The 21,087-nt window shown below is 70.5% G+C and carries 20 protein-coding genes; 10 read left to right on the top strand and 10 right to left on the bottom strand.

Annotated features, from left to right (window positions below):
• Positions 1–18: 18 nt before the first annotated feature.
• The 6 genes from QWZ14_RS13535 to QWZ14_RS13560 are packed head-to-tail and all read right to left on the bottom strand — an operon-like array spanning position 19 to position 4,582.
• Positions 19–978: a dihydrodipicolinate synthase family protein gene (locus QWZ14_RS13535; RefSeq protein ID WP_290317215.1), complete on the bottom strand. Its 960-nt coding sequence runs from the start codon at positions 976–978 to the stop codon at positions 19–21.
• 10 nt (positions 979–988) lie between these two features.
• On the bottom strand, positions 989–1,939 hold the full coding sequence (locus QWZ14_RS13540; RefSeq protein ID WP_290317216.1) for a Bug family tripartite tricarboxylate transporter substrate binding protein: 951 nt from the start codon (positions 1,937–1,939) through the stop codon (positions 989–991).
• A gap of 18 nt (positions 1,940–1,957) precedes the next feature.
• Complete coding sequence (locus QWZ14_RS13545) at positions 1,958–2,578, bottom strand: thiamine pyrophosphate-dependent enzyme (protein ID WP_290317217.1); 621 nt, start codon at positions 2,576–2,578, stop codon at positions 1,958–1,960.
• Entirely contained in the window at positions 2,578–3,120 is a 543-nt protein-coding gene (locus tag QWZ14_RS13550) for a thiamine pyrophosphate-binding protein (RefSeq protein WP_290317218.1), read from the bottom strand. Before QWZ14_RS13550 ends, QWZ14_RS13545 begins: the two co-directional genes overlap by 1 nt.
• An 11-nt stretch (positions 3,121–3,131) precedes the next feature.
• On the bottom strand, positions 3,132–4,136 hold the full coding sequence (locus QWZ14_RS13555) for a Bug family tripartite tricarboxylate transporter substrate binding protein (RefSeq protein WP_290317219.1): 1,005 nt from the start codon (positions 4,134–4,136) through the stop codon (positions 3,132–3,134).
• Positions 4,137–4,180: 44 nt separating this feature from the next.
• The gene (locus QWZ14_RS13560) at positions 4,181–4,582 is read right to left on the bottom strand and encodes a VOC family protein (RefSeq protein ID WP_290317220.1); all 402 of its coding nucleotides are present in this window, start codon (positions 4,580–4,582) and stop codon (positions 4,181–4,183) included.
• 265 nt (positions 4,583–4,847) lie between these two features.
• Between QWZ14_RS13560 and QWZ14_RS13565 the strand changes: the two genes are divergently transcribed.
• On the top strand, positions 4,848–5,507 hold the full coding sequence (locus QWZ14_RS13565) for a TetR/AcrR family transcriptional regulator (protein ID WP_290317221.1): 660 nt from the start codon (positions 4,848–4,850) through the stop codon (positions 5,505–5,507).
• Positions 5,508–5,552: 45 nt separating this feature from the next.
• On the opposite strand, the gene mfd is transcribed toward QWZ14_RS13565, so the two are convergent.
• Positions 5,553–9,050: a transcription-repair coupling factor gene (mfd, locus tag QWZ14_RS13570; protein WP_290317222.1), complete on the bottom strand. Its 3,498-nt coding sequence runs from the start codon at positions 9,048–9,050 to the stop codon at positions 5,553–5,555.
• The gene (locus tag QWZ14_RS13575; protein ID WP_353959307.1) at positions 9,047–9,310 is read right to left on the bottom strand and encodes a succinate dehydrogenase assembly factor 2; all 264 of its coding nucleotides are present in this window, start codon (positions 9,308–9,310) and stop codon (positions 9,047–9,049) included. Before QWZ14_RS13575 ends, mfd begins: the two co-directional genes overlap by 4 nt.
• Positions 9,311–9,496: 186 nt before the next feature.
• Between QWZ14_RS13575 and recG the strand changes: the two genes are divergently transcribed.
• The 7 genes from recG (at position 9,497) to QWZ14_RS13610 (ending at position 17,619) form a co-directional block, all read left to right on the top strand.
• A complete protein-coding gene (recG, locus tag QWZ14_RS13580) occupies positions 9,497–11,614 on the top strand; it encodes an ATP-dependent DNA helicase RecG (RefSeq protein ID WP_290317224.1) in 2,118 nt (705 codons plus the stop codon).
• A gap of 73 nt (positions 11,615–11,687) precedes the next feature.
• Entirely contained in the window at positions 11,688–12,422 is a 735-nt protein-coding gene (locus tag QWZ14_RS13585; RefSeq protein WP_290317225.1) for an ABC transporter ATP-binding protein, read from the top strand.
• Positions 12,422–13,153 (top strand): ABC transporter permease, encoded by a 732-nt coding sequence (locus QWZ14_RS13590; protein WP_290317226.1) that lies wholly within the window; start codon positions 12,422–12,424, stop codon positions 13,151–13,153. Before QWZ14_RS13585 ends, QWZ14_RS13590 begins: the two co-directional genes overlap by 1 nt.
• A 4-nt stretch (positions 13,154–13,157) precedes the next feature.
• Entirely contained in the window at positions 13,158–15,131 is a 1,974-nt protein-coding gene (locus QWZ14_RS13595) for a GldG family protein (protein ID WP_290317227.1), read from the top strand.
• Positions 15,132–15,144: 13 nt separating this feature from the next.
• Entirely contained in the window at positions 15,145–16,170 is a 1,026-nt protein-coding gene (locus tag QWZ14_RS13600) for a DUF4340 domain-containing protein (protein WP_290317228.1), read from the top strand.
• Positions 16,167–16,595: an NUDIX hydrolase gene (locus QWZ14_RS13605; protein WP_290317229.1), complete on the top strand. Its 429-nt coding sequence runs from the start codon at positions 16,167–16,169 to the stop codon at positions 16,593–16,595. The genes QWZ14_RS13600 and QWZ14_RS13605 overlap by 4 nt, the downstream gene beginning before the upstream one ends.
• A gap of 25 nt (positions 16,596–16,620) precedes the next feature.
• Entirely contained in the window at positions 16,621–17,619 is a 999-nt protein-coding gene (locus QWZ14_RS13610) for a Bug family tripartite tricarboxylate transporter substrate binding protein (RefSeq protein WP_290317230.1), read from the top strand.
• Between the two features lie 106 nt (positions 17,620–17,725).
• Here QWZ14_RS13610 and msrP read toward each other — a convergent pair whose 3' ends face one another.
• A complete protein-coding gene (gene msrP / locus QWZ14_RS13615) occupies positions 17,726–18,688 on the bottom strand; it encodes a protein-methionine-sulfoxide reductase catalytic subunit MsrP (RefSeq protein ID WP_290317231.1) in 963 nt (320 codons plus the stop codon).
• A 225-nt stretch (positions 18,689–18,913) separates the two neighbouring features.
• On the opposite strand from msrP, the gene QWZ14_RS13620 reads away from it, so the two are divergent.
• Together QWZ14_RS13620 and QWZ14_RS13625 are read left to right on the top strand one after the other, a co-directional pair.
• The gene (locus tag QWZ14_RS13620) at positions 18,914–19,693 is read left to right on the top strand and encodes a response regulator transcription factor (RefSeq protein ID WP_290317232.1); all 780 of its coding nucleotides are present in this window, start codon (positions 18,914–18,916) and stop codon (positions 19,691–19,693) included.
• An 82-nt stretch (positions 19,694–19,775) separates the two neighbouring features.
• Positions 19,776–20,582 (top strand): lytic transglycosylase domain-containing protein, encoded by an 807-nt coding sequence (locus tag QWZ14_RS13625; protein ID WP_290317233.1) that lies wholly within the window; start codon positions 19,776–19,778, stop codon positions 20,580–20,582.
• A gap of 16 nt (positions 20,583–20,598) precedes the next feature.
• Here the strand turns inward: QWZ14_RS13625 and QWZ14_RS13630 are convergent, their stop codons facing one another.
• Positions 20,599–21,084, bottom strand: coding sequence for a DUF192 domain-containing protein (locus QWZ14_RS13630; RefSeq protein WP_290317234.1), 486 nt, complete (start codon positions 21,082–21,084; stop codon positions 20,599–20,601).
• Between the last annotated feature and the right edge of the window lie 3 nt (positions 21,085–21,087).

Raw genomic sequence — 21,087 nt, forward strand, 5'->3', positions numbered from 1 at the left:
TACCTCCCTGGCCTTACCTTACTCCGCCGCCAACCGCTTCGCGGGCATCAGTCCCGCCGCCGCCAATGCCTCCCCGATCCGCCCGATCTCCGCGGCGCTGATCTTCTTCAGCGGCGGCCGCACCACCGCCCGCGGCAGCCTGCCCAGCAGCACCAGCGCCTCCTTCATGCGGTTGTGCATGTCGAAGAAGGGCTCGGCGTAGAAGACCTCCGTGGTCGGCCGGATGCGGACGTTCAGCGCCTGGGCCTCCGCCATGTCCCCACGCTGCACCGCCTCGAAGAGTGCGACCTGCAAACCCGCGATGACGCTGCCGGAGCCCGAGAGCAGCCCCTGGCACCCCGTTACCAGGGAGGGGAAGAGCCAGGCGCTATGGGTGCTCAACACGTTGACCGGCCGGCGCAGGGCCGAGAGCGCCACCACATGGCGTTCCGCCACGGTCGGGTCGCCGCTCCAGTCCTTGATGGCGCGGATGGTCGGCACCTCTTCCGCCAGTTCCTGCAGGGTCGCCAGCGGGTAGGTGAGGCCTGAGGCCAGCGGGTACTGGAACAGGATCAGCGGCAGGTCGGTCGCCGCGGCGATGGCGCGCACGTGGTCCGCCAGGCACTCGGGCCGCGCCTGGGTCCCCCGCGCCAGCACCGTCGGCGGGAATACCAGCAGCGCCGAGGCTCCGCCCGCCGCGGCCGCCTTGGCGAGGCGCATCGCCTGCAGCGTCCCGTCGGAATAGACGCCGGCCACTACCGGGATGCGGTCGCCCACCTCCTCCATGGACAGGGCCAGCACCGCCTCCTGCTCGGCCGGGTCGCAGGAGGCGACCTCGGAGGCATGCGCATTGGTGGTGATGGCACTGATGCCGCGCACGCCGCCGAGGTCGCGCAGATGCGCCCGGTAGCTGGCGGCATCGATGGAGAGGTCCGCGTGGAAGGGCAGCAGCGCCGCCGGGATGACCCCGGCGCAGTCGAAGGCGGGGAAGTGGGGCATCTTGGGCTCCTCAATCCATGAACAGGTTGAACTCGGTGGCGATCTGCCTGTAGCGGGCATATTCGCCGGCGATGAAGGCGCCGAAGCGCCCGGTGCCGCCGCCCTGCGGCTCGAGCCCGGCCTGGGCCAGCCGCGCCCGCACCGCGCCATCGTGGATGGCAAGGTTGGCCGCGACATTCAGCGCGCCGATGATCCCGGCCGGCGTCCCGCGCGGCGCCACCAGCCCGTTCCAGCCGACCAGATCCATGCCGCGGAAGCCGAGCTCGACCAGCGTCGGCGCCTCGGGGAAGACCGACCAGCGCGCCGACCCGGTCGTCGCCACCGGGAACAGCGCCCCGGCCTCCACCTGCGGCCGGGTCGCGGCGGCGTAATGCATGTCCAGCCGCCCGGCGAGGACTTCCTGGATCGCCGGGGCATCGCCGGCGAAGTGGATCGGCTCGAAGGTCACGCCGGTCTGCTGCGTCAGCATCAGCGCCAGGATATGCCCGGTGCCGCCCGGCCCGGTGGTGCCGAAGGTGACGCGCCCCTCCCGCCGGGCCAGCGCGATCAGGTCGTCCATGCTCCGCAGCGGCCGGTCCGCCCGCACCATCAGGGCGAAGGGGGAGATCACCCCGAGCATGACCGGGGCGAAATCCTCCACCGGATTGTAGCCGACGTTGCGCCGCAGCGCCGGCGCCTGGGCATTGCTCGCGGCATTGGCGGCCAGCAGCGTATAGCCATCCGGCGGCGCCACCCGCACCAGCGCCGCGCCGATGGTGCCGGCGGCGCCCGGCCGGTTCTCCACCACCACGCCCTGGCCAAGGGTGCGGGTCATATGGGCGGCGACCAGCCGGGCCGGGATATCGGTCAGCCCGCCCGGGGCGAAGGGCACCACCAGGCGGATCGGCCGGTTCGGAAAATCCTGCGCCAGCGCCGGTGCGGCGATAAGGGGGGCCAGCAGCAAGCCTCGGCGTCGCAGCACGGCCCCACCCTCCCTTCGCTATCCCGGCAGTTTGCTCTTCTTCGCGCCCATGCCGCGCATGAAGCGGTCGCGGATCTGCACCGGGTCGCGCTCGGTCTGGGTTACCGGCCCCTGGTCATCCAGCTTGAGGCCGATGAAATGCGGCCCGTCGGTCTCGAGGCACTGCTGCACCAGCCGCTCGAAATCCGCCTCATCCGCGGCCCAGCCGGCATTGGGCAGGCCGCAGCCGCGGGCGATGGCGGCATAGTCGGCGCCCCCCGCGGCCGGCGTCCCCTGCCCGCCGGTGATCTGGTAGACCCCGTTGTCCATCACCAGGATCGTCAGGTTCTTCGGCGCCAGGGTAGCCACGGTGGCGAGGCACCCAAGCTGCATCAGCAGCGAGCCATCGCCCTCCAGCGCGAACACCTTCCGGTCCGGCTGCGCCAGCGCCACGCCGAGGGCGATCGGGATGGCGAGCCCCATGCTGCCCAGCATGTAGAAGTTCTGCGCCCGGTGCCCGGCCGACCAGAGATCGAAATTGGTATGGCCGATGCCACCCACCACCGCCTCGTTCTTCGTCAGTCTGGCGACCAGACGCTGGGTCAGGTCGAAGCGGTACATGCGCTTGGCGTTGTGCGCCGTGGTCAGGATCTCAGCCATCACTGCGCCACCACTTTCGGGGTCACGGACTTGCCGCCGGTCAGCAGCGGCGAGAGGATCAGCGCCGCCGGCTGCTGCGTCAGATGCGCCTGGCGGATCGTCCGATCCACGACGAACTCGCATTCATCCAACCGGGTGACGACGTGATAGGGCATCGCCAGGGATTCGAGCGTCGGCCGCATGGTCCGCCAGACCGCCGCCTGGCCGATGTTGAACTCGCCGAGCGTCCCGCGCTCGCTCACCATCATCAGCACCGGGATCTGATAGGCACAGGGCAGGCTGGCCAGCACATTGGCCAGGGTGGCGAAGCCGCTGGTCTGCATCAGCACCATGCCGCGCCGCCCCGCCATGACGGCGCCGGCGACAATGCCCACGGCCTCCTCCTCCCGCGCTACGGTGAAAGCCTCGAAGAAGGGGTCGGCATGGATGCCGGCAATCAGCGGTTTCAGCACGTTGTCCGGCACATAGGGGATGAGGCGAACCTCATTCGCCTTCAGCACGTCGATGACGATCTGGTGCCAGGCGCGGCCTGCGGATTCCATGCGGTCTCTCCCTATTCAGCCGCGATCCTGGCCTGCCGGATGACCTCGCGCCAGAGGGGCACCTCCCGCGCCACCCGCGCCTTCAGCCCCGCGGCCCCCTCCGGCAGGGCGATGACCCCGCCGGCGCGGTAGCGATGCTGCACCTCCGGCCGGTGCAGCACGGCCAGCACCGCCTCGTCCAGCCGGCGGATCACCGCCGAAGGCGTTGCGGCCGGGGCGTACAAGGCGTTGAAGGTTTCCGAGACCGCATCCTTCAGCCCCAGCTCCGTCAAGGTCGGCACATCGGGAATATCCGGGGCGCGTTCCGCCCCAGTCTGCGCCAGTGCCTTGATCTGGCCGCTGCGCACCGCGATCTCCACCTGGCCACCCTGGCTGGCGATCAGAACCTCCGTCGTGCCGGCGAGGATGGCCTGCACCGCCGGCCCCGCCCCGAGGAAGGGCACATGGGTCAGGTTCACCCCGGTGCGGAGCTTCAGCACCTCGCCCGCCAGATGCGGCGTCGTGCCAATACCCGGGCTGGCGTAGTTGAAGCGCTCCGGATTGGTCCTGGCCGCGGCGATCAGCGCCGCGAAGCTGGTGATGCCACTGTCAGAGCGCACGCAGATCAGGTTGGGCGAGGCGCCCAGCGTGCCCACCGGCGCGAAGTCGCGGAACGGGTCGTAGGGCGCGGTGCGGTAGAGGCTGGCATTCACCACGAAGACGGAGGAGGCGACCAGCAGGGTATGGCCATCCGGCTGGGCCCGGGCGACCACGCCGATGCCGATATTGCCCCCCGCCCCAGGCCGGTTCTCAATCACTACCGGCTTGCCCAGCAGCTCGGACAGGCCGGGCGCCACCATGCGGGCGGAGAAATCGGTCGAGCCTCCCGGGGGGAAGCAGACGACGATGGTGACGGGGCGTTCCGGCCAGGCGGAGGACGCCCCGGTTTGCGCCCGAGTGTCGGCACCGACCAAGCCGGTGGCGGCCGCGATCAGGCCCCGGCGGCCAAGCTGGCCGGTTCCTTGCTGTTCTGCCACCGCTTCCTCCCCGCCCTTCCGTTGCCCGGCCGGGCTTCAGCGCATCAGACGGCCGCGGTCTCGTCGGATGGGTAGTTCAACTCGACCGCCACCCCGTCCGGGTCAACCAAGAACAGCTGGGTCTGCCGGTCGCGCGGAATCACCCGCTCCTCATGCTCGATCCCGCGTTCGGCCAGATTGGCCTTCATCGCGGCGAGGCCGGTGCAGGAGAAGGCGATATGGTCGAGCAGCCCGGTCGGGCCGACGTTCCGCGGGATATGCGCATCCCGCTCCCGCGGGCCGATGAGGTGCACCGTCGGCTGCCCGCCGCAATAGAGCCAGTAGCCGTCGAAGCCGAGCGGCGGCCGGTAGCCGATCTCGAGCCCCAGGATCTGCGTGTAGAAATCCTTGGTCCGTTCCAGATCCGCCGGGCGGATCGTGTAGTGGTTCAGCCCATTAAGAGCCATGTTCGCCTCTCCCCTGCATCGGTTGTCGTGCCCTGGATGAATCGCGCCTGGGGCTGCAGACCCAGGAATACCGTGCCTGACGGGCGACAGGATCATTCCGCTGGCACGGTGTCGCAGGGCCGGTCGCTTCGCATGCCGCGCACATGCTATGCCTTCCATGAAAGCAGTCGGTCGATCGACCATATCTCGGCGTCCGGGCGACCCCGTGTCAAGCCGAATGGGCCGCGGTATAGGGCGACAGCATCATGGGAAGATTGGCCAGCGTATGGCGGTAGGCGAGAAGACGAAGCTGGTGCCCGAGGCGGGGCCCAGCGTGCGGGACCGAATCCTCGACATGGCGCAGTCCCTGTTTGCGGAACATGGCTACTCCGCCGCATCGACCCGGGCGATCGCCCAGGGCGCCGGGGTCAATCTCGCCCAGCTGCACTATCATTTCGGAGCCAAGCGGGACCTCTTCAAGGCCGCCTACATGCGCGGCGCGGTGCAGGTGACCGAAGCCCGCAGCCGGGCGCTGGCCGATGCGCGGGCGCAGCACGGCGAGGGCCCGATCCCGCTGGAGGCGCTGGTCCGCAGCTTCGTCACCCCCTTCATGCTGAACGGCCAGACGCCGGAGGGGCGGGCCACCATGCGCATGCATGCCCGGCTGCACACCGAGCCGGACGACATCTCGAAGGACGTGCTCAGCACCGTCTACGACGACACGACCCTGGCCTATACCGCCGAGTTCCAGCGGGTACTGCCACAGCTGGCGCACGAGACGATCTGCTGGCGGCTGTATTTCATGATGGGCGCCTACCGCTACACCCTGCTGCGCACCGGGCGGCTGGAGGCCATGTCCGGCGGAGCCTGCGACAGCGGCGATTTCGAGCGGGCGGTGGCGGAGATCGTGCCCTTCCTCTGCGCCGGGCTGTCCGCACCGGCCTGACCGCCGCCTGGGGTGGGCGGCCGAAGCCCCCCCGAGCGAGGCCGGTCAGGCGGCCTTGGCCTGGGACACCACCTTCACCAGCGCGCCCAGAAGCTCCTTCGCCACCCGGATGCGCTGCGGCAGCTCCATCTCCCGCAGCAGCGCCAGCTTGTGGTCGGGCCTCAGCTTCACCAGCCCCTTCTGGGCGGTGACCCAGCTGATCAGCCCGCCGGGGTTGCGGAACTGGTTGCGGTGGAAGCCGAGCACCACGCCCTTCGGCCCGGCATCCAGCTTCTCCACCCCGGCAGCCCGGCAGAGCGCCTTGATGGCGACGACCTGCAGCAGGTTCTCGACCTCGGGCGGCAGGGTGCCGAAGCGGTCCGCCAGCTCGGCGGCCATCGCCTCCACCTCCGCCTCGCTGGCCAGGGTGCCGATGCGGCGATAGAGGCCGAGGCGGACCGGCAGGTCGCGAACGTACTCCTCCGGGATCAGCACGGGCAGGCCGAGGTTGATGTTGGGCGTCCAGTCGCGGGCATAGTCGGCCTCCGACTTCTTCCGGCCCTGGCCGGACTTGATCTCGGAGACGGCATCCTCGAGCATCTGCTGGTACAGCTCGATGCCGACCTCGCGGATATGGCCGGATTGCTCGTCGCCCAGCAGGTTGCCGGCCCCGCGCAGGTCGAGGTCGTGGCTGGCGAGGGTGAAGCCGGCGCCGAGGTTGTCCAGCGTCTGCATCACCTCCAGCCGCTTCTGCGCCGCGGCCGAGAGCCGGTGGCTCTGCGGCCAGGTCAGGTAGGCATAGCCACGCTGCTTGCCCCGCCCGACCCGGCCACGGAGCTGGTAGAGCTGCCCCAGGCCGAACATGTCGGCGCGGTGGATGATCAGCGTATTGACCGCCGGCATGTCGAGACCGGATTCGACGATGTTGGTCGAGAGCAGGATATCGTGCTTGCCGTCACCGAACTCGGTCATCACCTGCTCGAGCCGGGTCGGGGCGAGCTGGCCATGCGCCTCGATGATCCGGGCCTCCGGCACGATCTCCCGCATCCGGTCGGCGACCTTGGCCATGTCCTCAAGGCGGGGGACCACGCAGAAGATCTGGCCGCCACGGAAGCGCTCGCGCTGGATCGCCTCCCGCAGAACCACCCCGTCCCAGGGCATAATGAAGGTCCGCACCGCGAGCCTATCGACCGGCGGCGTGGCGATGATGCTCATCTCCCTGACGCCGGTCAGCGCCAGCTGCAGGGTGCGCGGGATCGGCGTCGCGGTCAGCGTCAGCACGTGGACGTCGGTCTTCAGCGACTTCAGCTTCTCCTTGTGGGCGACGCCGAAATGCTGCTCTTCGTCGACGATCACCAGCCCCAGTTCGGCGAACTCGACCGATTTCGCCAGCAGCGCATGGGTGCCGACGATGATGTTGATGGAGCCGTCCTTCACCCCCTCCCGCACCGCCGCCGCATCCTTGGCCGTCACCATCCGGGAGAGCTGAGCGACCTTGATCGGCAGCCCCTCGAAGCGGGCGGTGAAGGTGCGGTGGTGCTGGCGGGCCAGCAGGGTGGTCGGCACCACGACGGCCACCTGCACCCCGGCCATGGCGACGACGAAGGCGGCGCGCAGCGCCACCTCGGTCTTGCCGAAGCCGACGTCGCCGCAGATCAGCCGGTCCATCGGCCGGCCGGAGGCCAGATCCTCGATGATATCGGCGATGGCGCGCTGCTGGTCTTCGGTCTCGGCGAAGGGGAAGCGGGCGCAGAACTCGTCCCAGGCCCCCTCCGGCGGCGTCGCCAGCATCCCCTCCTTCACCTGCCGCTCGGCGGCGATGCGGATGAGCTGGCCCGCCATGTCCTGGATGCGCTGCTTGGCGCGGGCCTTGCGCGACTGCCAGGAGGTGCCGCCGAGCTTGTCGAGGGCGATGCCCGCCGTCTCGGTGCCGAAGCGCGACAGCACCTCGATGTTCTCGACCGGGACGAACAGCTTGTCGCCGCCGTCGTACAGCAGCCGGAGGCAGTCGTGCGGCGCGCCGTTCACCTCGATGGTCGAGAGCCCATCGTAGCGGCCGATGCCATGGTCCTGGTGCACCACCAGGTCGCCCTGCTCGATGCCGGTCGCATCGGCGATGAACTGGTCGGCGCGCTTGCGCCGGCGTGGTGGCCGGGCGATCCGCTCGCCCAGCAGATCCTGCTCGCCGACCACGGACAGGCCGAACTTCGCCCCGGTGGCGCTGGCCGGGGCGAGGAAGCCGCGTTCCAGCCCAAGGATCGCCAGCGCGACCACCCCGGGCTTCAGCCCGGCGATCTGGCCGATGTCGTCGACCGGCTCGGCGGCGAGCCGGTTCTCCCGCAGCAGGTTGCCCAGCCGCTCGCGCGAGCCCCGGGTCCAGGCGGCGACCACCGGGCGGCGGCCGGCCTTGACCATGGCCTCGGCATGCTCGGCATAGGCGGCGAAGACGTTCTGCCCGGCGGTGCGGGCCTCGGTGAAGAGCCGGCCGGGACGGCCGCCGGCATCGATGCCCTCGGCCTCCTCGACCCTGGCGAAGGGCGAGAGCCGGAACAGCGGGCCGCCCGAGAGCATCGCGTCCCAGCCACCCTGGGTCAGGTACAGGGCGCCGGGCGGGGACGGGCGATAGGGCACCTCGCCCTCATGGGTGCGGACCGGGGCGCGGCGCGCCTCGTAGTGGTCGGCGATCATCTCCAGCCGGGCGGCCAGCACGTCCCCGGCCTGGTGGTCCAGGCTGACGGAGGCGCCCGGCAGATAGTCCAGCAGGGTCTCCAAGCTCTCATGGAACAGCCCGGCCCAGTGCTCCATCCCCGGGTGCTTGCGCCCGGCACTGATGGAGGCATAGAGCGGATCGGAGGCGGCGGCGGCGCCGAAGAGGTCACGGTAGCCGGCGCGGAAGCGGGCGATCGATGCCTCGTCGAGGAAGACCTCGCCCACCGGCCGCAGCCACAGCTGGCCGAGGGCCTCGCCGCTGCGCTGGCTGCCGGTATCGAAGCGGCGGATGCTCTCGATCTCGTCGCCGAACATGTCGAGCCGGATCGGGTCCGGCTCGCCCGAGGGGAACAGGTCGATGATGCCGCCGCGGACGGCGTATTCACCCGGTTCCATGACGGTGCCGGAACGTCCATAGCCATTGGCCTCGAGGAAGGCGGTCAATACCTCGGGCTTCACCCGGCCGCCCTTCTTGAGCAGCAGGGTGGCACCCTGGAAGACCGCGCGCGGCGGCACCTTCTGGACCAGGGCATTGACCGTGGTGACCACGATCCGTGGCCGTGGCCCGGCCTCCAGCAGCCGGGTGAGGGTCGAGACCCGCTCGGCCACGATCTCGGGGTTGGGCGAGACCCGGTCATAGGGCAGGCAATCCCAGGCCGGGAAGCGCAGCACCTCCACGTCGGGCGCGAAGAAGCCCAGTGCCTCGATCATCCGGGCGGTACGGGCATCGTCGCGGCAGACATGGATGATCGGCGCGTCGGTCTCCGCCCGCCGGCGCGCCAGCAGCAGGGCATCGAAGCCCTCCGGCGCGCCATGGATGGTCAGGCCGCGGCTGGGTGCCTGCACCTCACTCATGGGCGGCGTAGTTCCGGTGGCAGGCCGGCGCCGAGGCCGGCGCATTCGACCAGCATCCGCTCCAGCATGGGGCTGCGGCAGTCCTCCGGGACCGGGCGGCGCCCGGTGAGCCAGTCCGAAAGCTCGACATCCGGGAAATCCAAGGTGGCCTCGAGGTCGTCAAGCTCGGCCTCGGTCAGCTCGGCCGCCCACCGCCTGACGAAGGCGCCGATCATCAGATCCGCCTCCTTGGTCCCGCGATGATGCGCGCGGAACAGCAGCCGCCGGCGCCGCGCGTCAAGGACGGGCGGGTCGGGGTCGGTTGGATCGGAAGCGGATGGACTGGCGTCTGGATCTTGGGGCATGTCGTCGATGCGTCTGGGGGCTGGCATATAGAGGCGCATGGGAATCCTGTCAGCCCGACGCAGCAGCCTCAGTGATGGTTCCGCATGACGAATGTGGAAGAAATGCCCCTGTCCCTCCCCGGGGCCGGCATCGGCGGGGCTGACCTGGCTCCGCTGCTGACGCCGCTCGCCAGCCTGACCGGGGTCGGACCGCAGATCGCCAAGCGGCTGGCCGAGGCGGTGGGGGGAGACCGGGTGCTGGACCTGCTCTTCCATATGCCCGAGCGCTATGCCCGGCGGCTGCGGATCGAGCACCCGGAGGAGGCGCTGCCGGATACCGAGGTGATTCTGCCCGCCCTGGTGCTGGGCCTGCGCGCGGCTCGGTCGAAGACCGGCCGGCCCTTCGTCGAGTTGCGCGCCGAGGCGGCCGGCGGCAAGCGGCTGATGGTGCGCTTCATCAACGGCCGGCTGGACTGGCTGAGCCGGCTGCTGCCGGAAGGCACCGACCGGCTCTTCGCCGGCAAGCTGCAGGCCGAGGGCGGCGGCTTCTCCATGATGAACCCGCTGACCGCGACCGGCCCCGAGGGCCTGCCCGAGGTGGAGCCTGTCTGGCCCCTGGTGCAGGGGCTGCGGCTGGCGACCGTGGTCCGGGCCATGGCCGCGGCGCTGGAGCGGCTGCCGAATTTCCCCGAATGGCATGACGCCGCCCTGCTGCGGCGGGAGGCTTGGCCCGGCTTTGACGCGGCGCTGCGGCTGGTCCAGGCGCCGGATGGGGCACCGCCGCCTGCCGCCCGGACCCGCCTCGCCTATGACGAGGCGCTGGCCGGGCAGCTGGCCCTGGCACTGGTCCGCCGCCGGGTCCGGCTGCGGCCCGGTCGGGCCCTGGCCGGCGATGGGCGGCTGCGGGCTGCGGCGCTGACGGCCTTCGGCCATCCGCTGACCGGGTCGCAGGCGCATGCGCTGGCCGAGATCGATGCCGATCTCACCGCGCCATACCAGATGCTGCGGCTGCTGCAGGGCGATGTCGGCTCCGGCAAGACGCTGGTCGCCCTGTTGGCCATGCTGCGGGCGGTCGAGTCGGGCGCCCAGGCGGCGCTGATGGCACCGACCGAGTTGCTGGCACGCCAGCACATCCGGACCCTAGACCGGCTCTGCACCCCGGCCGGGGTCAGGGTCGAACTGCTTGCCGGCAGCGTGAAGGGCGCCCAGCGCAGGCGGGTGCTCGGTGGCCTGGCCAGCGGCGCCGTGCAGATCATCGTCGGCACCCATGCGCTGTTCCAGGAGGGCGTGGTCTTCCGCGACCTCGCCCTGGCGGTGGTGGACGAGCAGCACCGGTTCGGCGTCGCCCAGCGCCTGCTCCTGGCGGGCAAGGGGTCCGGTGGGGAGAATCCGGCAGATCTCCTGGTCATGACCGCGACCCCCATCCCCCGCACCCTGCTGCTGACCCAGTGGGGGGAGATGGCGGTCTCCCGCCTCACCGAGAAGCCCGCGGGCCGCAAGCCCATCGCCACCACCCTGCATGGGCTGCGCAGCCTGCCCGAGGTCGTCGCCGGTATCGGCCGGGCCATGGAACGCGGTGCCCGGGTCTACTGGGTCTGCCCGCATGTCGCCGAATCCGAGCTGGTGGATATGGCGGCGGCCGAGGTCCGGTACGCCGAACTGTCCGAACGCTTCCCAGGACGGGTCGGCCTGGCGCATGGCCGGCTGGATCCGGAGGTGCGGGAGGCCGCCATCCGCGCCTTCGCCGAGGGCCGCACCCAACTGCTGGTGGCGACCACGGTCATTGAGGTCGGGGTCGACGTGCCGGAGGCAACGGTCATGGTGGTGGAGCATGCCGACCGCTTCGGCCTGGCCCAGCTGCACCAGCTGCGCGGCCGGGTCGGCCGGGGCTCGGCCGCCAGCTACTGCATGCTGCTGTACGACGAGGGCCTGGGCCTGGCCTCGCGCGAGCGGCTGTTGACGCTGCGCGACACCGAGGATGGCTTCGTCATCGCCGATGCCGACTTCCGCCTGCGCGGCGGCGGCGAGGCGCTCGGGACTCGGCAGTCCGGCGCTCCGGTCTTCCGCCTTGGCCTGCCGGAGGCCGAGGCGCAGGACGGGCTCATCACCATGGCCAACCGCGACGCGGCTTTGCTGCTGGAGAAGGACCCCACCCTGGCCAGCCCCCGGGGACAGGCCGCGCGCGTGCTCCTGAGGCTGTTCGGCCGGGAGGCGGCAATGGAAACCCTGCGGGCGGGCTAGCGGGAGGGGGGTTTTGCAACCCGGCCGTTGCGAGTAAGTGCGGCGGCCTTAGGGATTTCTCAGGGGGTATGCCTTGGCCGCACTGATCGAGATCGAGCGCCTCACCAAGCGCTTCTCCGGCTTCACCGCGGTCGACGACGTGTCCTTCACCGTGGCGCGGGGCGAGGTGCTTGGCTTCCTTGGCCCCAATGGCGCCGGCAAGTCGACCACCATGCGGATGCTGGCCGGCTTCATGCCGCCCAGCGCCGGCACCGCCCGCATCTGCGGCGCCGACGTGGTGGACCAGCCGGTGGCGGCGAAGCGGAACCTCGGCTTCCTGCCCGAGGGCGCGCCGACCTATCCGGAGATGAGCGTCACCGGCTTCCTCGCCTTCACCGGCCGCATCCGCGGCTTCCGCGGCTCGGAGCTCGACGACCGGGTGGCGCATGCCATGCTGCTGACCCAGCTCGAAGGGGTCCGGCTGCAGCCCATCGAGACCCTGTCCAAGGGCTTCAAGCGCCGCGTCGGCCTGGCCCAGGCGCTGCTGCACGACCCGCCGGTGCTGGTGCTGGACGAGCCGACCGACGGGCTCGACCCCAACCAGAAGCATGAGGTGCGCGAGCTGATCCGCCGCATGGCACCGGAGAAGGCCATCGTCATCAGCACCCATATCCTGGAGGAGGTCGGCGCGGTCTGCAGCCGCGCCATCATAATCGCCCGCGGCCGCATCGTCGTGGATGCGGCGCCGACGGTGCTGGAAGAATCCGGCCGCAGCCTGGAGGAGGTCTTCCGCAGCCTCACCCTCGGCAATCATGAGGAGGCCGCCTGATGGCGCCCGCGCTGATCGTCGCCCGGCGGGAGCTGTCCGGCTACTTCGCCACGCCCGTCGCCTATGTATTCATCGTCATCTTCCTGGTCCTGGCAGGCGCCCTGACCTTCACGCTGGGAAACTTCTTCGGCCGCGGCCAGGCCGACCTGATCCCCTTCTTCTCCTTCATCCCCTGGCTGTTTCTCTTCCTCGTGCCGGCGCTGACCATGCGGCTCTGGGCGGAGGAGCGCCGGCTCGGCACGATCGAGCTGCTGCTGACCCTGCCGCTGCCGCAGTGGCAGGCGGTGCTCGGCAAATTCCTCGCCGCCTGGGCCTTCTGCGGCATCGCCCTGGCGCTGACCTTCCCGCTCTGGATCACCGTCAACGTCCTGGGCACGCCCGACAACGGCGTCATCCTCTCGGGCTATGTCGGCTGCCTGATGGTTGCCGGCGCTTATCTCGCACTCGGCGCGGCGATCTCGGCCGGCACCAAGAACCAGGTCGTCGCCTTCGTCCTCGCCGTCGCGCTCTGCTTCGTCTTCGCGGCGGCCGGCAGCCCGGTCGTCACCGAATTCCTCGATACCCGCATTCCGCAGCTGGCCGAGCTCGCCCGGGCGCTTTCGGTCGCCGACCGCTTCGGCGGCTTCACCCGGGGCGTGATCTCGGCGCGCGACATCCTGTTCTTCGCCAGCTTCATCGGCTTCTTCCTGTTCGTGAATGCCGTCGTGCTCGACCATCGGAAGGCGGATTAGGCGCATGAGCGACACCGCACCCCTGTTCCAACCGGCCCCGCCGCCGCCGCGCGCGCGCAGCCGCCGCCTCGGCACCTCGGCGCTCGGCCTGCTCGCCGCTGCCGTGCTGGCCATCGGTATCAACATGGTCGCCGACCGGGTGCTGACCCGCGCCCGGATCGACCTCACCAGCCAGCGGCTCTACACCCTCTCGGACGGCACGCGGCAGGTCCTCGGCGGCCTGACCGACCCGGTCACCCTGCGGCTGTTCTACTCGAAGCGCCTCGGCGCCGAGATCCCGATGTATGGCGCCTATGCCGACCGGGTGCGGGAGATGCTGGCGGAATACGTCTCGCTCTCGAACGGCAAGGTGAAGCTCGAGGTCTTCGACCCCGAGCCCTTCTCGGAGACCGAGGATCGCGCCATGGCCTACGGGCTGCAGGGCGTCCCGGTCGACCAGTCCGGCGAGCAGGTCTATTTCGGCCTCGCCGGCACCAACCTGGTGGACGACGAGAAGACCGTCGCCTTCTTCCAGCCCGACCGCGAGCGCTTTCTCGAATACGATCTGACGCGGCTGGTCTACGACCTCTCGAACCCGCGCCGCCCGACCATCGGGGTGATGACCGCCCTGCCGCTGAACGGCGACCCGCGGGCGATGATGATGCGCCAGCCACAGCTCGGCCAGCCGGCGGTGGTGATGAACCAACTCCGCCAGTTCTTCACCGTGAAGGACGTCCCGCTCGATGCCCAGGTGATCGAGGCCGACGTCCAGGTCCTGGTCGTCGCCCACCCGCAGGGCCTCAGCGAGGCCGCGCAATACGCCATCGACCAATTCGTCATGCGCGGCGGCAAGCTGATGGTCCTGACCGATCCCCATTCCGAGAGCCAGGCCAGCCGCCCCGGCCCCACTGGCCAGCCGCCGGCCGAGACCGCCTCCTCGCTGGAGCGCCTGCTGAACGCCTGGGGCGTCGAGGCGCCCTCCGACAAGGTGGTGCTCGACCTCCGCGGCGCCTGGCGGGTCCGGGCCGGGCCGCAGGACCGGGTCCAGGCGGTGGACTACGTCGCCTGGTACAACCTGCAGGCCGATAGCCTGAACCGCGCCGACGTGGCGCTCGCCCAGCTCGAGCAGATAACCGTCGCCTCGGCCGGCGAACTGCGGAAGAAGGAGGGGAGCACGGTGGAGTTCACCCCGCTGCTGACCACCTCGCCGCAGTCGATGGTGGTGGATGCCGCCCGGGTCCGGCAGGACCCGAGCCCGACCCGGCTGCTGGCGGATTTCCACGCCGACAACACCCGCCACGTCATCGCCGCCCGGCTGCGCGGCCAGCTGCCGACCGCCTTCCCCGATGGCCCACCCGCCGTGTCGGAGGGCCAGGAACGCCCGGCCGACTTCCCCGCCCACCTCGCCCGGACCGAGGGTGCGGCGAACATCGTCCTCGTCAACGACACCGATATCCTCGAGGACCGCTTCTGGGTGCGGGTGCAGGACTTCTTCGGCCAGCAGGTGGCGACGCCGATCAGCGGCAATGGGGCGCTGGTGACGAATTTGGTCGATACCCTCGGCGGTTCGGATGCGCTGATCTCGCTGCGGTCGCGCGGCGAGAGCCTCAGGCCCTTCGATCTGGTCGAGGACATCCGCCGCAACGCCGATGCCCAGTATCGCCAGACCGAGCGGCAGCTGACGCAGAAGCTCGAGGAGACCGAGCGCCGCCTGCGCGACCTTCGCCAGGGCACGCCCACGGGCCCCACCGGCGAACGCAACCAGAACCAGTCGGTGATAACGCCCGAGCAGCGCGCGGAAATCGACGCGGCCCGGGAGGAGATCATCCGGACCCGCCGTCAGCTGCGCGCCGTGCAACTCGAACTGCGACAGGAAATCGAGCGACTGGAGACGGTGCTGCGGGTGTTCAACATCGCCCTGGTCCCGGCGCTGTTGACCGCCTTCGCCGTGGGCCTCGCCGTGGTCCGCACCCGCCGCCGCGCCGCGGCGCGGGCCTGAGGGGGGCCGCCGCATGGAACGCCGGACCCTGCTGCTGCTGGGCACCGCGGCCGTCGTCTCGGTCGGTGCCGCCCTGGTGCTCACGCCCGATGGCCTGCGCCAGCGGGACACCTCCCCCGGGACCCTCGCCTTCGAGGGCCTGGCCCCGAAGCTGCGGGACGCGACCAGGATCGAGGTCCGCAAGTCCGATGCGACCCTGGTGCTGCTGCGCCAGGGCGAGGCCTGGGTGCTGCCGGACCGCGGCAATTATCCGGTCCGCCCCGAGAAGCTGCGCGAGATGCTGGTGGGCCTGACCGAGCTGCGGCTGGTCGAAGCCCGCACCGCTGACCGCGCCCAGCTCGACCGCCTTGGCGTCGACGACCCGGCGCGGCCGGGCAGCACCGCGGTGCTGCTGCGCATCCTTGGCCCGCAGGATCAGCCGATCGCCGAGCTGGTGGTCGGCCGCCGCCGCGTCCGCACGCAGGGCAATGTGCCCGAGACCATCTACGTGCGCCGGCCGGCGGAGGCCCAGGCCTGGCTGGCCGAGGGGCGGCTGGCGGTGGATGCCGACCCGCAGCTCTGGGTCGACCGGGATATCGCAAACTTCCCCCAGGACCGGATCCGCCGCGTGGTGGTCAGGCGCCTGGGGGAGCCGGAGCTGGTGCTGGGCCGCGGCGAAGGGCCGGAGGACAAGCTGCGTGTAACAATCCCGGCCGACCCGCCCCCCTTGGACGAGGTGGCGCTGGACGAGGTGGCCCGCAGCTTCGAGTACCTGACCTTCCTCGATGTGAAGCCCGAAGGCGCGGTACAGGGCACCGCCCTTGGCGAGGCTCGCTTCGAGCTGACCGAGGGCATGGCGGTGACGGTCTGGCCGAGCCGCGAGGCGGAGACATTGTGGATCCGGCTGCGCGCCGAGGATGGCCCTGATGCCGCCGCGTTGAACGCCCGCTGGACTGGCTGGGCTTATCAACTCGGGGTTTGGAAGGAGAAAGCTTTCACCCCGCGGCTGCAGGAATTGCTGGAACGTGAGGCCGCTCCCGAGACGGCCCCGGCACGGTGACCGGACGGGAGTTTCCGGACCGGCCCTGGGTCGGCATCGGCATGATCGTCTTCGACGGCGAACGGGTGCTGCTGGCCCGTCGCGGCAAGGCGCCGCGTATCGGCAGCTGGTCCCTGCCCGGCGGCGCCCAGCACCTGGGCGAGCGGGCCGAGGCCGCCGCTCGGCGCGAGCTGCTGGAGGAGACCGGCATCGAGGTCGGCCCGCTGGAGCTGGCGGCCGTTGTCGATGCCATCACCACCGATGTGGCCGGTGGTGTCCTCTACCATTATACCATCGTCGATTACTGCGCCCGCTGGGCGAGCGGCGAGGCCCGCCCCGGCGACGACGTCGCCGCCGTCGCCTGGGTGCTGCCCGAGGAGCTGCCCAGCTACGACCTGACGCCAGACGTGCTGCGGGTCATCGCCGAAGCGCGCCGCCGGCTGTAGGCTTTCCGGAAAAGGAGACCAACCCATGCCGGGACGTCGTGATTTCCTGCTCGCTGGGGCCGCGTCGCTGATCGTTCCGCTGCGCGTGTCGGCGCAGCCAATCGCCGGCGGCCGGGCGCTGCGGCTGATCGTCCCGTTCCCGCCTGGCGGCGCCGTCGACATCCTGGGGCGGTTGCTGGCCGAGCGGCTTGGCCCGGCGCTCGGGCAGACGGTCATCGTCGAGAACCGGGGCGGCGCCGGCGGCAACATCGGTGCCGATGCGCTGGCCAAGGCGGCCCCGGATGGCAGCAGCATCGGGCTGATCAGCGCCACCACGCTCTGCGCCGCGACCGCGCTCTACCGATCCATGGCCTATGACCCGCAGCGGGACCTGGCCCCCGTCTCGATGATCACCACCGGCGCGGTGCTCTGCGTGGTCAATGCCGAGACGGCGGCGAAGCGCGGCTGGAGCGATTTCGCCAGCCTCATCGCCTGGGCCAGGGCGCATCCGGAGGAGGTGCGGATGGGCTCCTCCGGCACCGGCACCACCAGCCACCTGACCATCGCCGCGGTGAACCAGGCGACCGGCGCGCGAATCACCCATGTGCCCTATCGCGGCGGCGGCCCGGCCATCAACGACCTGCTGGCGGGGACGATCGACATGATGTTCGACGTGATGCCAGCGCTGATGCCGCATGTGGAAAGCGGCAAGGTCAGGCCCCTGGCGGTGAGCAGCGCCCGGCGGCTGGCGGTTCTGCCGGAGGTCCCCGGCATGGCCGACCTGGCCCCGCTCGGCCTCGGCGACCTCGATATCCAGAGCTGGAATGCGGTGATGACCACTACCGGCACGCCTGCGCCGGTCATCGCCCGCCTGGCCGAGGCGGTGCGGGCGGTGGCGGCCGAGCCCGCCTTCGTCGAGCGGCTGCGGCCGCTGGGCTACCAGGTCATCACCAGCGAGACGCCGGCGGCGCTGACGGCGCGTATCCAGGCCGAGACGCCGCGTTGGCAGCGGCTGGTGGAAATCTCCGGCGCCCGGCTCGACTGAGTCCCGGGCCGGCCCCTGGCCTGCGTGGTCCAGCCAGGGGAATGCCGCCAGGAAGGGCCGCGGCGCTGCCCCCTGGCCGGACACCAAGGGGATCAGCGGCTCAGCTTTAGGCCCACAGCCTTTCGCTCTGCAGGCCGGTATAGAGGTCGCTGACGAACTCGCCGTAGCCGTTGAACAGCTTGGTCGGCACCCTTTCCCCGGTTCCGAGGATCCGCTCGCTCGCCTGGCTCCAGCGGGGATGCGGGACCTCAGGGTTGATGTTGCCCCAGAAGCCGTATTCCTGTGCTTGGATCGCCTCCCAGAAGGTCTTCGGCCGTTCGGCAACGAGGCTGATCCTGACCAGCGACTTGCCGGCCTTGAAGCCGTATTTCCAAGGCTGGTGGAAGCGGATCGGCGCGCCATTCTGCGGCAGCAACGGCTTGCCATAGGCACCAAGCACCACGAAGGAAAGGTCGTTGCCTGCCTCCGCCACGGTGCAACCCTCGATATAAGGCCAAGGGTACCAGCTCTGCCGGAGCCCCGGCATGACCGCCGGCATTGCCGCGGTCTCGAAACGGACGTATTTCGCACCGGACTTCACCCCGACCTGGGCGAGCAGCGCCGACAGCGGGAACCCGGTCCAGGGCACCACCATCGACCATGCCTCGACGCAGCGCAGGCGATAGGCGCGCTCCTCCATCGGCATGCTGCGGATCAGTTCGTCCACCGAGAACTCTCGGGGGGTATCGACCAGCCCATCCACCTTCACCGTCCAGGGCCGCAGCGGCAGCTTCTGGGCAGCCCGGTAGATCCCCTTGTCGGTGCCGAACTCGTAGAAGTTGTTGTAGGTGGTCGCCTCCCGCTCGGCGGTGAGGCCACGCTCGGGTTGGTACCGTGGGTTGCGAGCCGGGGTCGGAAACTCCGGCGTGGCGGCCGTCTGGGCCTGTCCGTGGCTGGGCAAAGCAAGACCCGACAGCGCGATGCCGGCTGCACCGCCCGCTTGCAGCAAGGCACGGCGGTTGAACACCAGCGCCTCTGGGGTGACCTCGCGGTCCGGGATTTCCCAGCCGCGGCGAATACGGATCAGCATGTCTGGCCTCCTTCGAACCTAGAAGGGCTGGCCCAGGCCTGCGTCAAGCGCTCCTTGCCCCGCCGCCTCCAGGGCGCCTCTGTCTTGGGTGTTTCGCCGGGGCCACAGCGCTGGTTACGTATGCACCCATAACGCGAATTAGATTGTATTCTTTATCCTTAACACTATCCTGTGAGGACAGGTGGTTCCCCTCCTCGTGATCATAGCCCATCGGCGGAGCAGCGCATGCATATCCTCCTCGCCTCCCTCTCGACCAGCACCACGACGCTCGTGGCCGGGCTTGCCGATCTCGGCATCCGTTGCGACGAAATCGATCAGCTGGACGATCTGGCTTCGGTCCTTGCGCTTAGCGGCCCCTACGACGCGCTGCTGCTCCGGCTCGATGGTCCGACGGGGGAGGCGCAGGCCGCAGTCTGCGATCTGCGGCGCCGTGGCCTTGCCGTGCCGGTTGCGATCCTTTGCGGTCGCAGCCCGCTGCCGGCGGAGGAAGAGGCCCTGCTGCACGCCGGCGCCGACGACGTGCTGCACAATCCCATCCACCTGCGCGTCCTGCTGGCCCGGCTGCAGGCCTTGGCCCGGCGCGCCCGCGGTCATTCCTGTGCGCGGCTGCTCTGCGGCAATGTCGTGCTCGATCAGGCCCAGCATGCCGCCTCGGTCGACGGCCGCCGCGTCCCCCTGACCGCCCGGGAATTCGATTTCCTCGAGACCCTGATGCTGCACAAGGGCGTCCTTCTCACGAAGGAGCGCTTCATGACCAACCTCTACGCCGACGGGACTGCGCCGGATTCCAAGATCGTCGACGTCTTCGTCTGCAAGCTGCGGCGCAAGCTGGCCGAATGCGGCGCGGCCGAGATGATCCGCACGGTCTGGGGCCGGGGCTATGTCGCCTTCGAGCCGAGCCCGGCGACCATCGAATCCGCCCGGCGCGACCGACGGCCCGAAGCGGCCATCGACCCGGTGCCGCGCGGCTGGACCCGGCGCAGCGAGGTGCTGGCCACCGCCTGAACCATGGCCAGCGCTGCCCGGGCGCTGGCATGCCGGTTGCTGCAGCACCGGCGCCCGCATCCGGCGGGTGCTGGATCCCATGATGCCCCGCTGTCCCACCCCGCGGCCACTGCCGCCCCGTGCCGGCGCCCGTCTTCCCATCCGGGCCGTGTTCCTTGCCGCAGGCCTCGCCTCGCCAGCCTTGGCCGATCCACCGCCAGGCGCCGACGCCGGGCGCCTGTGCCAGGCCGCACTGGCGACGGCGGAGCGCGAGGCCGGCCTGCCGCCCCGTCTCCTCGCTGCCATCGCCCGGGTCGAGTCCGGCCGGCGGGACCCTGTCAGCGGCGCCGTGCAGCCCTGGCCCTGGACCATCAATGCCGAGGGTCGCGGCAGCTTCTACCCGGACAAGCCGGCAGCAATTGCCGCGGTGCGGGCGCTGCAGGCCCAGGGGGTTCGCTCGATCGACATCGGCTGCCTGCAGGTGAACCTACGGCATCACCCACAGGCCTTCGCCAGCCTGGAAGAGGCCTTCGATCCATTGGCCAATGCCCGCTACGCCGCCCGCTTCCTCAATGAGTTGCAGCTCGGCCGCAACGACTGGATGGGCGCGGCCGGCGCCTATCACTCCCAGACGCCCGCATACGCCTCCCCCTACCGTGCCCGGGTCGCCGCCGCCTGGGCGCTGGAGCGGGATTTGCCGGCAACGCCGCCAATCGCCAGCCTGCCTGGCCCGGCCCGGCCCAGCCTGGCCGCGCCGAGCCAGGCAGGGGGCGGCTTCATGCTCTCGAACGGGGCCGAACGCGTCACCGTGCTGGCCAATGCCAACCCCGGCAGCGGCCGTGGCCTGGAGGCCTATCGGGCCATGCCGATCCCGCTCGCCGGCCGTGTCCTGCCGCCGCGGCGGCTGTAGCGATCGACCTGGACCGTCAGGGCGCGGTGCCGAAGATCCGCTGGATCACCCGGTCGCCGACCCTGAGGCCGAGCCGCTCCGCCGTGCCTGCCGCCAGTTCCAGGGTCGCCCGCACCGGGCCGCGGCTGTCGATGGCCGCCAGGGAATAGGGCACGGTGCGCTCGGCGATGCGGTGGATGTGGCCATCCGCGGTGATGAAGATCATGTCGAGCGAGGTGATGGTGTTGCGCATCCACATGCTGGATTCGCGGGGCACGCCCCAGTCGAAGAGCATGCCCTCGGCGGCGCCGACGCTCGGGCGGAACATCAGCCCGACCATCTGCTGCTCCGGCGCGAGGGCCATCTCGACCTTGAACTCGTGCCGGCGGCCATCCCGGGTGATGAAGGCCAGCGGCTCCTCCGGCAGGCGGGGCTGGGGTTCGGTCTGCGCCATCGCCCGATCGGCGAGCGGTGGCGCGGCGAGGAGCAGCCCGGCGAGGCCGAGCACTGAGCGGCGGAGCATGAA

Source organism: Paeniroseomonas aquatica (assembly GCF_030409335.1).
GTDB lineage: Bacteria > Pseudomonadota > Alphaproteobacteria > Acetobacterales > Acetobacteraceae > Belnapia > Belnapia aquatica.